The organism is Kribbella sp. NPDC104218, from assembly GCF_055584105.1.
Map to the genome: position 1 here is coordinate 975,857 of NZ_JBVJMQ010000003.1, position 15,567 is coordinate 991,423.

Here is a 15,567-nt window from a genome sequence, read left to right on the forward strand (position 1 = left end):
CTGTCACTTTCCAGCCTGACGACATGCCGAGGCGGTGATTGGCACCAATATTTAGGTCACATTCAAACGCTCGGATACACGCAGTGCCAATGAGACGATGCGCCGCTGGACAGGTCGCCCCTGTGGCCACGTGGGAGTAGCTCGACCTCCTCGCGATGCATGGCGTCGCTCATGGTGGCCTAGGAAGATTTCCTGATGCCTCAGTGAACCCGGGGCCGCAGAATCCCGGTATGGCCAAGGTGGAGGTTCGGCGCGGCTACTTGTACTTCGAACAGCGTGGTGAAGGCCGGGAGATCGTACTGCTGAACGGCGACCTGGCCGACACCCGCATGTGGGAGTCGACCGTCGAGTTCCTGTCCGCCCAGGCCCGGGGCATCACGTGGGCTACCGCGACAACGGCTTGCCTTCGACCTCGTCCTCGTTGGCGTCTCGGACGGTGCCCGCCGCGCGCTCGACTTCGCACACCGCCACCACGAGCGGATCGCGAGGGCCTGCGCTGTGGCCGGCTCCTTCGGCGAGTTTCCTGCCACCGCCGCATACGACGTCGCCGGCTGGTGCGCCCAAGCCCCCGAACCCGCCCAACAACTCGTCACCAACCCGGCCGTCTCCATCTTTGCTCATGCCGGAAGCCCACGGCTAAGAGCGGGCACCACCGGGTAGCGCTGCCTCGCCGAACTACACATCACCACACGAGGGCGGAGTCGAGCCAGGCCATGAACGCCTCGTAGTCGGCGCTCACGGACATCTCGATCTCGATACCGTCGGCGCTGCGGCTCATCCGAGCCAGCTCGTCGAGTACGACGCGCTCCCTGGCGAAGCGAATCCCCGGCCAGAGGAGCGCCGCGGCCAGTGTGAGCGCGTCGTGCTGCATCGATCCCGGGTACCGCTCCAGCCACCGGTCGGTGTGGGTTTTCAGGACCTTCGCCCACTCCGGTGCCCCGGGCTGCGCCCAGCGCTGATACAACGGCGAATCGGCGGTGATCTCGGTCGCCGGGTTGAACGTCACGTCCGACACGACGTACGTCGGCTCCCAGCGCTGCAACAGCGAGACCATCCGGATCGCGGCCGCCGGGTCCATCCGGAAGTTGTGCTCGGCTCGCGTCGGATCGCGGTAGACGATGGCGCCGCCCATCTGCGTGACCTGCAACCGTGAGCTCAGCTCGGGCCGGGCCGCGAGCACCGCCGCCAAGTTGGTCAACGGACCGATCCCCACCCACCGCACCGGTCCCTCGGACTCCGCGCAAACCTTCTCGACGGCGCCGACGACATCCGTTGGCTGCCGCGGCACCGCAGCCGGCGCCACGTCGTCCACGAACCACAACCGCCGATTCCCCAGGTCGGCCCCGGCCACCACTTCGACGTCCGCCCGCCCTACAAGGTCCAGCAGATGCCGGACGAACCGCGCCCGCTCTCCGTCCACCTCGTCCCCGGTCACGACCAGCCGAAGCTCCGGCACGCGCAACCCGGCGACCACCAGCGCCACCGTGTCATCGGGATCCCCGCCCGCATCCGTGTCGATGATCATCGGCGCCCGAGCGACGCTCGATGCCCCGCTGGGCGGCGGCCCGGACGCCAGCAGCGAATCGGTCAGCTCGCCGAACTCGTCAAAGCTCTCGCCCAGCCCGGCCAGGGCCGTCCACTCCTCGTGAGGGTCTTGGCCCCGCGTCCCGCCCATTCCAGCCTCCCATTGCTTGCACCGAGGTGTGCACATTCTGTACGAACACTCGCTTGTCATCGTCACTGGCGCACTGCTCGTAGGCCGCCCAGATCTTCGAGTAGCTCCCGATCGGAAGGGTGGCCCGCTCCAGCGTTCGCTGCAGCAGCTCAACGTGCTGCTTGTCGCCCCTGTGCACGAACGAGTCGAGGAACTCGACCAGGCGCTGGTCACCAGGGGCTCCCGAGATCCACGCCCTGATCTCGGCCCGGTAGCGGCGCGCCCCCTCCTCGAGCGGAGAGCGATAGTCCTGTCCCGCATCCCGGGCCGCGGCAGCCAACCTCGCCCGGTCCGCGACAGCGCGGAGGTTCACGACCTTCACGCCCTCGCGAATGCGCGGCGCCCGCAGCCGCGTGGAGACCCGCCCCGGACTCAGACCGGTCAGCGCGGACTCCTTCTGCTGCAAAGTCTGCACCGGCCCGTGCTCGTCGATCCGCACCGGACTCGTCATCGGACCGTCCAGCAACTCCTCGACGCTGTTGATCGCGAGCTGATGTGCGAACGTCTTCGTCTCGTCCTCCGGAAGCTCGTAGAACGGCTTGCCCTGTCGCGACTCCGCAGCGCCGAGGTGCACCTCGTAGCCCTTCTTGCTCCCCGGGTGCGGATCGTGCGGCGCCTCCCCGAAGAACGCGTACCGACCATTGAACGTCGTCTCCGGATAGACCGCCGACAGCAACTCCTGAACGGTTCCTTTGAAGCTGGTGTCGAACAACGCGACCCGGCTGCCCGGCCGGCCTACCGGAACCCGTGCACGGTGAAGGTACCTGTCCAGCCGACGGAAGCCGCCAACAGTGTCGGCGGCAGCAACTCGGGATGCCACGCGCCGGTACCCGGCCACGGCCGGATGCCGCCGGCCAAGGTGGCGTTCGAGATCTTGTAGCGCGTTCTCGACGACTGCTCGCGACAACACGAGGTTCGCGATGTGCTTGCGAGCGAACCGGCCGTCGAGCCGGTGCATCGCCAGGGCCAGGCTGTGCCCATCGCGGCCCAAGGCCACGATTCTGCCGACCCGACGCTCGCCGACGTCCGCACGCAGGTCGGCGAGCATGTCGTCGGCGATCCGCACCATCAGCGGCGCGGAGAAGTCGAACGTGACGCGATACGCGTCCCGCAGGGTTTGGTAGTTGTCGTCTCCGGTGAGACCGAGCGCCCGGGCGACGTCCCAGGCGGTCCTGTCCCCGTGCTGCCGGTGGTCCGTGCCCTCGCCGTTCATGACTCAAGTAAGGCATGAACGGCGAGGTGGCGTCGGGAGTTATCCACAGGCCTCAGCTGTGGAGCGCGGGCTGGGCCGGAGCAGTGGGGTCTTCGGTGTCGTGGTCGGCTACGGCGCCGCTGAATTGGGCGTTGTAGAGGCGGGCGTAGGCGCCGTTGAGGGCGCGGAGCTGGTCGTGGTTGCCTTGTTCGACGATGGCTCCGTCTTCCATGACGAGGATGAGGTCGGCGTCGCGGATGGTGGAGAGGCGGTGGGCGATGACGAAGCTGGTGCGGTCGGAGCGCAGGGCGGCCATGGCGCGCTGGACCAGGACCTCGGTGCGGGTGTCGACCGAGCTGGTGGCTTCGTCGAGGATGAGGAGTTGCGGGTCGGCCAGGAAGGCGCGGGCGATGGTGAGGAGTTGCTTCTCGCCGGCGCTGACGTTGCTGCCTTCCTCGTCGATGACGGTGTCGTAGCCGTCGGGGAGGCTGTGGACGAAGCGATCGACGTACGTCGCCTTGGCCGCGGCCAGCATGTCCTCCTCGGTGGCGTCCAGGTTGCCGTACAGGATGTTGTCGCGGATGGTGCCGCCGAACAGCCAGGTGTCCTGGAGGACCATGCCGATCCGGCGCCGCAGGTCGTAGCGGGTCAGCTCGGTGATGTCGACGCCGTCCAGGGTGATGCGGCCGCCGTTCAGCTCGTAGAACCGCATGATGAGGTTCACCAGGGTGGTCTTGCCGGCGCCGGTCGGGCCGACGATCGCGACCGTCATCCCGGGCTCGGCGACGAGGCTGAGGTCGGTGATGAGCGACTTGTCCTCGGTGTAGCTGAACGACACGTGCTCGAACTCGACCCGCCCGCGGGCCTCGGTGACGGTCTCCGGGGTGGCGTCGTCCGGTACCTGCTCCTTGGCGTCCAGGACCTCGAAGACGCGCTCGGCCGACGCGACGCCGGACTGCAACAGGTTCGCCATCGAGGCGACCTGGGTGAGCGGCTGGGTGAACTGCCGCGAGTACTGGATGAACGCCTGGACGTCGCCCAGCGACAGCTGCCCGGAGGCGACCCGCAGACCGCCGACGACCGCGATCACGACGTAGTTCAGGTTCCCGACGAACATCATCAGCGGCATGATCAGCCCGGAGATGAACTGCGCGCCGAACGAGGCCTGGTACAGCTCCTCGTTCTTCTTCGCGAACTCCGCCTCGATCTCCTTCTGGCGACCGAACACCTTGACCAGCTCGTGGCCGGTGAAGGCCTCCTCGATCTGGCCGTTCAGCGCGCCGGTGTGCCGCCACTGCGCGACGAACCGGGCCTGCGACCGCTTCGCGATCACCGCGGTGACGATCATCGAGATCGGGATCGACACCAGCGCGATCAGCGCCAGCAGCGGCGAGACGACGAACATCATCGTCAGCGTGCCGATCACCAGCAGCAGCGAGGTCAGCAGCTGGCTGAGCGTCTGTTGCAGACTGGTCGAGATGTTGTCGATGTCGTTGGTGACCCGGCTCAGCAGCTCACCGCGCGGCGCGCCGTCGAAGTAGCTCAGCGGCAGCCGGTTCAGCTTGTCCTCGACCTCGCCGCGCAGATCGAACACCGTCCGCTGGACGACGCCGTTCAGGATGTAGGCCTGCAGCCAGGACAGCAGGAACGAGCCGACGTACAACCCGAGCACCATCAGCAAGACGTTGCGCAGGGCATCGAAGTCGATCCCGACGCCGGGAATCAGGTCGATCCCCTGGAGCAGATCGGCGAGCCGGCCGTTACCGCCGGCCCGGGCCTGGTCGATCACCTGCTGTTTGGTCAGGCCGGCCTCGAACCGCTTACCGATCGCACCGGCGAAGATGATGTCGGTCGCGCGACCGAGCAGCTTCGGCCCGAGGACCGACAGGACGACGCTCGCGATCGCCAGCAGGACGACGCCGCCGACCTGCACCCGGTGCGGCCGCAACCGGCGCAGCAACCGCTTCGCCGACGGACCGAAGTTCATCGACTTGTCCCCGGGAATCCCACCCGGCGGCCCGAACCCCCGGCCGGTGGTCGGCCGATCCGTCGCCTTCACCGTCTCCGCTCCCTCCGGAGCGGCGTTCTCCTCACTCATGCCGCCTCCTCCGCGGACCGCTGGGACTCGACGATCTCGCCGTACGTCGGACACGACTCGAGCAACTCCGAGTGCGTGCCCTTGCCGACGATCGCGCCGTCCTCGAGCACGATGATCTGGTCGGCGTCCACGATCGTGGACACCCGCTGGGCGACGATCACCACGCAGGCCTCGGCCGTCACCGGTCGCAGCGCCGCGCGCAGCCGCGCGTCGGTGGCCAGGTCGAGCGCCGAGAACGAGTCGTCGAACAGGTAGATCCCCGGTTTGCGGACCAGCGCCCGCGCGATCGCGAGCCGCTGCCGCTGGCCGCCGGACACGTTCGTCCCGCCCTGGGCGATCGGCGCCTCCAGACCCTCCGGCATCGCCTCGACGAAGTCCTTGCCCTGGGCAATCTCCAGCGCCGCCCACAGCTCCTCGTCGGTGGCCTCCGGATTGCCGTAGCGCAGGTTGCTCGCGACCGTGCCGGAGAACAGGTACGGCCGCTGCGGCACCAGGCCGATCCGCTCCCACAGCGCCTCGGGCTCGATATCGCGGACGTCGATCCCGTCCACCAGCACGCGGCCCTCGGTCGCATCCATCAACCGCGGCACCAGCGACAGCAGCGTCGTCTTACCGGCACCGGTCGACCCGATGATCGCGGTCGTCTCCCCCGGCGAGGCAACGAAGCTGACGTCGCACAGGACCGGCTCGGCCGCCCCCGGGAACTTGAACGACGCGTGCTCGAAGACGAGCTGCCCGCGCCCGGTGAAGCTCGTGATCGGCGTGTCCGGCGGCCGGACGGACGAGTCGGTGCGCAGCACCTCCTGGATCCGGTCCGCGCAGACCGAGGCCCGCGGCACCATGATCATCACGAACGTCGCCATCATCACCGAGAACAGGATCTGGATCAGGTAGCTCAGGAACGCCGTCAGCGCGCCGACCTCCATCGTCCCGCTCTCTACCCGCGACGCGCCGAACCACAGCACGGCGATACTCGACAGGTTCAGGATCAGCATCACGACCGGGAAGACGAGCGCCATCAGCCGCCCGGCCCGGACGGCGGTGTCGGTCAGATCCTGGTTGGCCTGGCCGAACCGCTCGGTCTCGTGCCGCTCCCGGACGAACGCCCGGACGACGCGGATACCGGTGATCTGTTCGCGCAGCACCCGGTTCACGCCGTCCACGTTCTTCTGCATCTGCTGGAACTGCGGCACCATCCGGCTGGCGATCAGCCCGATCGAGACGGCCAGCAGCGGGACGGCGACCGCGACCAGCCAGGACAGCCCGGCCTCCTCGCGGACGGCCATGAAGATGCCGCCGATCATCGTGATCGGCGCGGCCACCAGCAGCGTGCAGGTCGTGACGACCAGCATCTGCACCTGGGTGACGTCGTTCGTGCTGCGCGAGATCAGCGTCGGCGCGCCGAAGCTGTTCACCTCACGGGCGGAGAACTCGCCGACCCGGTGGAAGACCGCGGCGCGGACGTCGCGGCCGAACAGGGCCGCCGACTTGGCGCCGAAGTAGACCGCGATGATCGTGCAGACGATCTGCAGCAGGCTGACGGCCAGCATCCAGCCGCCGGTGCGCATGATGTAGCCGGTGTCGCCCTTGGCCACGCCGTTGTCGATGATGTCGGCGTTCAGGCTGGGCAGGTAGAGCGAGGCGATCGTCCCGACCAGCTGCAGGACCACCACCACGGACAGGTATCCCGCGTACGGACGCAGGTGCGTACGCAAGAGTCGTACTAACATCGATCATCCCCTGAGTTGTGCCTGCGGACACCGTCGAAGGCGAAATCGACGATCTCCTCGGCGGTCAGCACCTGACCGCCGGAAATCATTGGGTGGGTCGCGGAGAAGGTGACCATCTGCAGCCGGCGCACGACCTCGCCGACGCCGAAGCGGAGCTGCTCCTGGTCGGGGCGCAGCAACTCCTCGAAGGCCAGGTTCACCAGGTCGGCCTGGCGTTTGCGGCGCGCCTCGTCCAGCGCGGTCTGGTTCTTCAGGTCCGGCGGGCGGGCCAGCCGCATCGCGAACATCAGCCGGAACACGCCCCGCAGCCGTCGCTGGCTGGCCTCGACCGCGGCGATCGTCCGCTCCCGCAGCGGCAGGTCGCGGTCGACGGCGGTCAGCTCGGTGATCAGATCACCCGCGTCGAAGGCCTTGGCCAGCGCGGCGTCGATCAGCGCGTCCTTGCTGCCGAAGGCGCGGAAGATCGTCCCCTCGGCGATCCCGGCCGCCGCCGCGATCTGTTTCGTGCTCGTGTCGGGCCCGTGCTCCTCGAACAACGGCAGCGCGGCCGCGATGATGGCGGCGCGGCGTTCGTCGGGAGGTAACGGCGTGGCACGTGGAGTCACGCCGCCGACATTAACTGAGTGAGTACTCACTCACAACTATATTTGCGAGCGATCCTTCACGAGTGTCGCGACGCCGTCGAGCAGCCGGGCCAGGCCGTACTCGAAGGCGTGGTCGGAGTCGTACGGCGCGTCGAACTCGGCCCCGACCGTGGAGCCGACCCGCGACGCGAGCGGGTACGCGTCGACGTCCGCGATCCGATCCAGGTGCGGGACGTGCGCCAGCCACCACTCCTTGTCGGTCATCCCGGACCGCTGGATGACCTGGCGGGCCTCGACCGCGCTGCGCACCGCGCCGTGCACGTAGCCGTTGACCAGCGCGACCGTGGCATCCATCTCGACGTCCGTGAGCCCGATCCCCTCGATCGCGGCGAGCTCGTACTCGTACTTCGCCATCACCTGCGGCCCGAGCGGCGGCCGGCTGACCGCGACCTGCAACAGCCACGGGTGCCGCAGGTAGAGGTCGCGGTTCTCCCGGGCGGCCTCGTCGAGTTTGGCCCGCCAGTCCCCCGCGACGACCTTGCGCGGCAGCTCGCCGTACACGGCGTCGAGCATGACGTCGAGCAGCTCGCCCTTGCCGGGGACGTAGCGATACAGCGTCATCGCACCGGCGCCCAGCTCGTCGGCGACCCGGCGCATCGACATCGCAGCGAGGCCCTCGGCGTCCGCGATCCGTAGCGCGACCTCGACGATCCGCTCGATCGTGAGCGCGGGTTTCGGCCCGCGGGTGGGCTGCGGGCGCCCGCGCCAGAGCAGCTCGAGACTCTTGGCCGGGTCGCCGCTACCGCTGTGTTCCTGCGTCATGTGCGCGATTCTGCCGGATCGGGTATCGTCGTCGGGTTACTTCGTACAGTGTACCCAATAACGTGCCGCGGTTGACCTCAAGTTTTGTCGAGGTTTTAGGGTTCGAAAACTGTCGGTGACGTCCGGAATCATCGACCCACCCGATCGACGACGCTCTGGAGCACCCCCGTGAGTATGGAAATGACCGCGTGGAACTCGCTGTACCACGCGATGAACGCCTCGGACGACAAACGCCCGTTCTCCCGGGCCACCCTGCGCCGGATCCTCGCCTTCGCCCGCCCGCACCGCCGGCAGCTGATCGCGTTCCTGGTGCTGAGTACGGCGGCCGCCGTCCTCGCGGTCGCGACGCCGGTGCTGGCCGGCCGCGTGGTGAACGCGATCGTCGGCGGTCAGGCCTTCGAGGCGGTGCTCAAGCTCTCGCTGCTGATCGCGCTGATCGCGGTCGCCGAGGCCGGGATCAGCCTGCTGACGCGCTGGCTGTCGGCGCAGATCGGCGAGGGCCTGATCCTCGACCTGCGGACGGCAGTCTTCGACCACATCCAGCGGATGCCGATCGCCTTCTTCACCCGGACGCGGACGGGCGCTCTGGTCTCCCGGCTGAACAACGACGTCATCGGCGCCCAGCGCGCGTTCAGCGACACGCTGTCCGGCGTCGTCAGCAACCTGGTGATGCTCGCGCTGACGCTGGTCGTGATGTTGCGGGTGTCGTGGCAGATCACGCTGCTCGCGCTGGTGATCCTGCCGATCTTCGTGATCCCCGCGCGCCGCATCGGCAGCAAGCTGGCCGCCCTCGAGCGGGAGGCCGCCAACTACAACGCCACCATGAGCACGCAGATGACCGAGCGCTTCTCCGCGCCCGGCGCGACGCTGGTCAAGCTGTTCGGGCGGCCGGCGCGGGAGTCGGCCGAGTTCGCCACGCGGGCGCGGCGGGTGCGCGACATCGGCGTCCGGACGGCGATGGTCCAGTGGATCTTCGTGACATCGCTGACGCTGGTGTCGGCGCTGGCGCTCGCCGTCGTCTACGGGCTGGGCGGCTTCTACGCGCTGCGTGACCAGCTGGACGCCGGCGCCGTCGTCGCGATGGCGCTGCTGCTGACGCGGCTCTACTCCCCGTTGACGGCGCTCGCCTCGGCGCGCCTCGAGGTGATGACCGCGCTGGTCAGTTTCGAGCGGGTCTTCGAGGTGCTCGACCTGAAACCCCTGATCGAGGACAAGCCCGGCGCCGGGTCCGTGCCAGACGGGCCGGTGGCGGTCGAGTTCAGCAACGTGCACTTCGCCTACCCGTCGGCCGACAAGGTCTCGCTCGCCTCGCTCGAGGAGGTCGCGAAACTCGACACCCGGGGCGGCGTCGAGGTGCTGCACGACGTCTCGTTCCGGGCCGAGCCCGGGCAGATGATCGCGCTGGTCGGGTCGTCCGGGGCCGGCAAGTCGACGATCGCGCAGCTCATCCCCCGCCTGTACGACGTCGATTCCGGCGCAGTCCGGCTCGCGGACGTCGACGTCCGCGACGTCTCGGCGGAGTCGCTGCGGGCGACCCTCGGCATGGTCACCCAGGACGGGCATCTGTTCCACGACTCGATCCGGGAGAATCTGCTGCTCGCCCGGCCCGAGGCCACCGAGGACGACCTGTGGGATTCGCTGCGCCGGGCGCGCCTGGAGGATTTGATCCGCTCCCTCCCCGACGGCCTCGACACCGTGGTCGGCGAGCGCGGCTACCGGCTGTCCGGCGGTGAGCGCCAGCGGCTGACGATCGCGCGGCTGCTGCTCGCGCAACCACGGGTCGTGATCCTCGACGAGGCGACGGCCGCGCTCGACTCGACCAACGAGGCCGCCGTCCAGGCAGCTCTCACCGAGGCGCTCGCCGGCCGGACGGCGGTCGTCATCGCCCACCGCCTCTCCACGATCCGCGCCGCCGACCAGATCCTCGTCATCGAAGACGGCCGCATCGTCGAGCAGGGCACGCACACCCAGCTCCTGGCCGCCGGCGGCCGCTACGAAGAGCTCTACAAGACCCAGTTCGATCAGCCGGGAGCAGGCCCCACCGACGCGGAGGTACTGACCGTCTGACGGTGGTTGCGGAGGGCTGCATTTTGTGGCTCCCCAAGGGACCTGCGACGGTTCCTGGCAGTGAAGCAGTAAGGCTTTGAGGGGAGCAGGTTTGCGGGAGTTGTCGGGGTGCGCGGCGGGATTCTTGGTCGCGGATCCGCCGCGCGAGGGGCGCGTCGTGTTCTGGGCGCCTCCTGGCGCCGAGCTACCGCTCGGCGTCGGTGAGGTCGTGCCGGTCGAGGTGCTGGACGGCGTCGTCCGCGCGGTGAGCCTGCCGGTCGCGGACGCCGTACCGGTGCTCGGCCGGATGCGGCGCGATCCCGACGCGCACGCGTCCGCGGCGTTCTGGGGATCGGTCGCGGTCGCGGCGCTCCAATTGGTTGCTCGGGGCAAGATTCTTCCGGGCGTCTCGGCGTCCGGCGCGGATGCCTGGCGCGTCGGTCCGTTGGAGCCCGATGACATGGGCCGGTTGGTCACGCTGGCCGAGGCGATGCCGCCGACCGCGCGGGCGATAGTCGAGGGCGGCGGCGTGATGCCGACCGCCGAGGAGCTGGTGCGCGGCTTCTGGGACGGCGTCGCGGATGGGATGCCGCGCTCCCCCGCCGCCGTCCAGGCACACGGTGGCGGTCTGTTCGCCGCGCGTGCGCCGCAGCGAGCGGAAGGCTTGCGGGGCTGGGCCGACGAGGTCTCAGTCGGGCTCGACAGCGGCGTCCGGGTGTCGCTGCGTGTCGAGATGGCCGATTCGCTCGCGTTCCACGCCGTCGTCCAGCTGCACAGCCTGAAGGACCCAACGCTCGTCGCCGACGCGGATGACGTCTGGGCGGCGGATGTGGCCGGCTTCGGGCCGCGGGCCCGTATCGACGCGACAGTCGCGCTGCGCCGGGCGGCCCGCTTGTGGACGCCGTTGGCCCGGCTGCTCGACGCCGCCGTGCCGGACCGGATGGAGCTGGCCGACGAGGAGGTCGCCGACCTGCTGGCCGGGGCGGCGCAGCGGCTCACCGCGGGCGGCGTCGACGTCCATTGGCCGCGCAGTCTCGGGCGGGAGCTGACCGCGCGGGCGGCGATCACGACGCCCGACCGCGCGCCGAGCGATCTGCCGAGCTTCTTCGGCGGCGGCGCGACGATGGACTTCCGCTGGCAGGTCGCGCTCGGCGACGACCCGCTGACCGAGGCCGAGCTCGACAAACTGGCCGAGGCGACCCGCCCGGTCGTCCGCCTGCGCGATCAGTGGATGCTGATCGATCCCGAGCTCGCCCGCAAGGCGCGGGAGCGGATCCTCAAACCGGTCACCGCGATCGACGCGCTGACCGCCGCGCTGACCGGCAGCACCGAGGTCGACGGCCAGCAGGTCGCCGTCGAGCCCGTCGCCTGGCTCGACGAGCTCCGTGCGCGGATCTCCGACCCGGAGCGCTCGGACGACCCCGTCGAGGTCCCCGCCGCGCTGGCCGCGACCCTGCGCGACTACCAGCTGCGCGGCCTGCGTTGGCTGGCCCGGATGACCGAGCTCGGCCTCGGCGGTTGTCTGGCCGACGACATGGGCCTCGGCAAGACCATCACGCTGATCGCCCTCCACCTGCATCGTCAGCTCACCGCGAGCACGGCCGGCCCGACGCTCGTCGTCTGCCCGGCGTCCCTCCTGGGGAACTGGGAGCGCGAGGTCCAGCGCTTCGCCCCGGGGACGTCGGTCCGCCGGTTCCACGGCTCGGCCCGCTCCCTCGACGGTGCGGACGACGGGTTCGTGCTGACGACGTACGGGACGCTGCGCCGCGACGCCGAGCGGCTCGCCGAGCACGAGTGGGGCCTGGTCGTCGCGGACGAAGCGCAGCACGTGAAGAACCCGGCCTCCGGGACGGCGAAGGCGCTGCGAGCGGTGCCCTCGAAGTCCCGGGTCGCCCTGACCGGTACGCCGGTCGAGAACAATCTCTCCGAGCTCTGGGCGATCCTCGACTGGACGACGCCGGGCCTGCTCGGGCGGCTCAGCGTGTTCCGGACGCACTGGGCGACGCCGATCGAGGCCGACAAGGACGAGGAGGTCGCCGAGCGGCTCGCGAAACTCGTCCGTCCGTTCCTGTTGCGGCGCCGCAAGTCCGACCCGGGGATCGCGCCGGAGCTGCCGCCGAAGACCGAGACCGATCAGGCGGTGTCGCTGACCCGCGAGCAGGCCGTGCTGTACGAGGCGACCGTCCGCGAGCTGATGGCGGAGGTGCAGGCCAGCAGCCAGATGGTCCGTCGTGGGCTGATCGTGAAGCTGCTGACCGGGCTCAAACAGATCTGCAACCATCCGGTGCAGTACCTGAAGGAGGGTGAGCAGGCCCGCCTCACCGGCCGCTCGGGCAAACTCGAGCTGCTCGACGAGCTGCTCGAGACGATCCTCGCCGAAGGCGGGGCCGTCCTGGTGTTCACGCAGTACGTCGCGATGGCGCGACTCCTGGAGCGGCATCTCGCGAGCCGCGGCGTCGCGACCCAGCTGCTGCACGGCGGTACGCCGGTGCCCGCGCGCGAGCAGATGGTCGAGCGGTTCCAGGCCGGCGAGGTCCCGGTCTTCCTGCTCTCGCTGAAAGCGGCCGGCACCGGCCTGAACCTGACCCGCGCCGACCACGTCGTCCATTACGACCGCTGGTGGAATCCAGCCGTCGAGGACCAGGCGACCGATCGCGCGTACCGGATCGGGCAGACCCGGCCGGTCCAGGTCCACCGGTTGATTGCCGAAGGCACCATCGAGGACCGGATCGCCGCCATGCTCGCGACCAAACGCGAGCTGGCCGACGCCGTCCTCAGCAGTGGCGAGGCCGCTCTCACCGAGCTGTCCGACACCGACCTGGCCAACCTGGTCGAGCTTCGCGGAGCCCGCCGATGAGCGCGGCGCAGGGGTATCCGGCGTTCCGGGCGCAGCAGCGCAGTACGCGCGGGCGGTCTTGGTGGGCGCGGGCCTGGGTGCAGGCGCTCGAGGACACCTCGCTGGATCTCGGGCAGCTGAAGAAGGGCCGCCGGTACGCGAACTCCGGGCAGGTCGGGGCGATCTCGATCAGCCCGGGGCGAGTGAGCGCCTCGGTCCACGCGCCCGAGGACACCTACGAGGTGACCGTTCGGGTCGACGAGCTGAGCGTCGAGGCGTGGGAGCGCTTCCTGGAGCAGGTCGCCGCGCGAGCCGGCCACATCGCCGCGTTGCTGGACGGCGAGATGCCGCATGAGCTGGTCGAGGCGGCCGCCGACGCCGGCGTATCGCTCCTACCCGGCATCGGCGATCTGGATCCGGCCTGCACCTGTGACGCCTGGGAGCTCCCCTGTCAGCATGCGGCCGGTCTCGCCTACCAGGTGGCCTGGCTGCTGGACTCCGATCCGTTCGTGCTGCTCTTGTTGCGCGGCCGGTCGCGAGCCGAGCTGCTCGATCGACTCCAGGCCGACGTCCAGGATCAGCCGGCAGCCCTGAGCTGGGCCGACATTCGCGTCCAGACCGCCGGGGCCCTGCCCGAGCTGCCCGCGGTACCACGGAAGGTTCAGCTGGCCGATCTGGCGATCGCGAGCATCGAGCCGCCGCCGGGGCTTCAGCCCGGGGTGCTGCCGACGCTCGTCCTCGACGCGTCGCGGCGAGCCCGGTCGCTGCTGATCGCCCTCCTGAACGGGACACCGGAGCCGGAGATGCTCGACGAGTGGCAGGACGCCGTCCGGTTGGCCGCCGACTTCCCCGAGCTCAGCGTCGCCCTGGCCGAAGCCACCGGCCGCCCCGCCGACCTCGGCCGTGCGGTCGAGGCCTGGCAGTACGGCGGCGCAGCCGCGCTCGACGTCCTCGAGAACACCTGGTCACCCGACGAGCCAACCCTGGCCCGAGCCCGAGCCGCCCTCAACGACGAGGACGGCCTAGCCATCACCGCGAACCGATTCACCCTAGGCGACGCCGCCCAACTCCGCCTCGACCGCCGCGGCGCCTGGCACCTCTACCGACCTACCCGTAACTCCGACCCGATCGTTTGGAGACCGGCCGCCGCGCCAACGGCCAGTCCGCTAGCGGCATTGGGGGCTGACACGTAATTGAGGTGCCGACGCTGAGGGAAAGGAACACTTTCGTTGTCCATCACCTGGAAGACCCGCGTCGGCACCGCTGCTGACGAACAGATCGCTCGTGACATCACGCTGCTCGCTTTCGGGCGGCAGTACGAGGTCGACTACTGGGACGGGATTCGCGCCGATCCGGTCGCGTGGCTGCCTGGGCAGCTGTATCTCGCGACGGATGCCGAACAACCCATCGGATACGCCCTGCTGACTCGGTGCTTCGTCGGCGAGGCTCCGGTGATCTCGCTGGGGCCGGTCGCCGTCCTGCCGGAGTACCAGCGCCGCGGGGCGGGCGATGCCGCCGTCCGGGCTGCGCTCGCGGCTGCTCGGGCGCAGGGCGAGCGCGCGGCGGTCGTGCTCGGCCACGCCGAGTACTACCCGCGGTTCGGGTTCCGGCCGGCAACCGAGTTCGGCGTCCGGCATCCGAAGTACGACGGGCCGAGCCTGATGGCGCTCGCGCTCAGTGCGGAGCTGGTTCCGGCTGGGGTGCTGATTTACCCGTACGACGGCTGAGGAGCTGCCAGGCGACGGCGTACAGCGCGAGGGCGATTGCGAAGCCGGCGCCGGCGCGCTTGGCCGCGCCGGTCAGGACGCCTTCGAGGACGGCGCTCAGCGGGGCGTCGGCGGTCGTCGTCGGGTAGCTCGTGGAGGTGTTGCCGTTGCCGTGGTCAACGGTTTGCGGGTGGTCGTAGTCGACCACCTCGATCGTGCGCACCGCGCGGTAGTCAGCGGGCAGCTGGACGACGGCGCCGAGCACGGGCACCGCGACCAGGACGCCGATGACAACCCAGCGCAGACCGCCGCCGAGCCGATGGGCGGCGGTCTGCCGGGGACGCCGATGCCGCCACAGGTACCAGGCGATGACGGCGAGTCCGACGCCGGTGCTGACGTTCTGCAGGAGCCGGGTGAAGGTCAGCGCATCCCAGATCAGGTGGCTGGCGATGCCGATCACCGCGGAGACCAGCAGCCAACCGAGGAACCGCAGCTTCGGACGGTCGTCGGTTGCCGGGGTGAACCCGATGAGCGCGGCGACGGGCTTGCGGACGAGCCACCAGCCGGCGGTCAGCGCGAGCGCGAACGGCAGGTTGAGCAGGAGGCCGAGCGGGCCGTGGGTCTCCGTCGCGTTCAGGAAGACGCCGTACCAGTCACCCGCTCGGGTCGAGGCGATCCCGGCCGTCGTCAGGTAGTACGGCAGGTCAGGCGCCATCGCACCCGCCACCAGCGCCGCCGGAACGAACGGACGCCGCACGAGCGGCAGGACCACCGCGGGATGAGCCAGCGTGAACGGCATCGAAATTCCTCTCTGCTGAGTACTACGCAGAAAAGAATAC

The 15,567-nt window shown here is 69.7% G+C and carries 12 protein-coding genes; 4 read left to right on the forward strand and 8 right to left on the reverse strand.

The genetic code is table 11. The features are described 5' to 3' along the window. Nucleotides 1-384: 384 nt before the first annotated feature. The 7 genes from ACZ6ZD_RS29305 to ACZ6ZD_RS29335 form a co-directional block, all read right to left on the reverse strand. On the reverse strand, nucleotides 385-621 hold the full coding sequence (locus ACZ6ZD_RS29305; RefSeq protein WP_465677146.1) for a hypothetical protein: 237 nt from the start codon (nucleotides 619-621) through the stop codon (nucleotides 385-387). Nucleotides 622-682: 61 nt separating this feature from the next. After that, nucleotides 683-1,675, reverse strand: a complete 993-nt coding sequence (locus ACZ6ZD_RS29310) for a nucleoside hydrolase (protein WP_465677147.1) — start codon at nucleotides 1,673-1,675, stop codon at nucleotides 683-685. Continuing rightward, on the reverse strand, nucleotides 1,605-2,927 hold the full coding sequence (locus ACZ6ZD_RS29315; protein ID WP_465677148.1) for a hypothetical protein: 1,323 nt from the start codon (nucleotides 2,925-2,927) through the stop codon (nucleotides 1,605-1,607). Before ACZ6ZD_RS29315 ends, ACZ6ZD_RS29310 begins: the two co-directional genes overlap by 71 nt. Before the next feature lie 52 nt (nucleotides 2,928-2,979). Continuing rightward, the gene (locus tag ACZ6ZD_RS29320) at nucleotides 2,980-5,004 is read right to left on the reverse strand and encodes an ABC transporter ATP-binding protein (protein ID WP_465677149.1); all 2,025 of its coding nucleotides are present in this window, start codon (nucleotides 5,002-5,004) and stop codon (nucleotides 2,980-2,982) included. Continuing rightward, a complete protein-coding gene (locus ACZ6ZD_RS29325; protein WP_465677150.1) occupies nucleotides 5,001-6,734 on the reverse strand; it encodes an ABC transporter ATP-binding protein in 1,734 nt (577 codons plus the stop codon). The genes ACZ6ZD_RS29320 and ACZ6ZD_RS29325 overlap by 4 nt, the downstream gene beginning before the upstream one ends. Then, nucleotides 6,728-7,339 (reverse strand): TetR family transcriptional regulator, encoded by a 612-nt coding sequence (locus tag ACZ6ZD_RS29330; RefSeq protein ID WP_465677151.1) that lies wholly within the window; start codon nucleotides 7,337-7,339, stop codon nucleotides 6,728-6,730. Before ACZ6ZD_RS29330 ends, ACZ6ZD_RS29325 begins: the two co-directional genes overlap by 7 nt. Nucleotides 7,340-7,375: 36 nt before the next feature. After that, a complete protein-coding gene (locus tag ACZ6ZD_RS29335; protein WP_465677152.1) occupies nucleotides 7,376-8,140 on the reverse strand; it encodes a TetR/AcrR family transcriptional regulator in 765 nt (254 codons plus the stop codon). Nucleotides 8,141-8,320: 180 nt separating this feature from the next. On the opposite strand from ACZ6ZD_RS29335, the gene ACZ6ZD_RS29340 reads away from it, so the two are divergent. From ACZ6ZD_RS29340 to ACZ6ZD_RS29355, 4 genes are all read left to right on the forward strand, one after another. Continuing rightward, on the forward strand, nucleotides 8,321-10,207 hold the full coding sequence (locus ACZ6ZD_RS29340) for an ABC transporter ATP-binding protein (RefSeq protein WP_465677483.1): 1,887 nt from the start codon (nucleotides 8,321-8,323) through the stop codon (nucleotides 10,205-10,207). 91 nt (nucleotides 10,208-10,298) lie between these two features. After that, nucleotides 10,299-13,043, forward strand: coding sequence for a DEAD/DEAH box helicase (locus ACZ6ZD_RS29345; protein ID WP_465677153.1), 2,745 nt, complete (start codon nucleotides 10,299-10,301; stop codon nucleotides 13,041-13,043). Continuing rightward, complete coding sequence (locus ACZ6ZD_RS29350; protein WP_465677154.1) at nucleotides 13,040-14,215, forward strand: hypothetical protein; 1,176 nt, start codon at nucleotides 13,040-13,042, stop codon at nucleotides 14,213-14,215. Before ACZ6ZD_RS29345 ends, ACZ6ZD_RS29350 begins: the two co-directional genes overlap by 4 nt. A 36-nt stretch (nucleotides 14,216-14,251) precedes the next feature. Then, on the forward strand, nucleotides 14,252-14,749 hold the full coding sequence (locus ACZ6ZD_RS29355) for a GNAT family N-acetyltransferase (protein WP_465677155.1): 498 nt from the start codon (nucleotides 14,252-14,254) through the stop codon (nucleotides 14,747-14,749). Here ACZ6ZD_RS29355 and ACZ6ZD_RS29360 read toward each other — a convergent pair. Further along, nucleotides 14,697-15,527, reverse strand: a complete 831-nt coding sequence (locus ACZ6ZD_RS29360) for a DUF4184 family protein (protein WP_465677156.1) — start codon at nucleotides 15,525-15,527, stop codon at nucleotides 14,697-14,699. The two genes, ACZ6ZD_RS29355 and ACZ6ZD_RS29360, sit on opposite strands and share 53 nt — an antisense overlap. Nucleotides 15,528-15,567 lie beyond the last annotated feature (40 nt).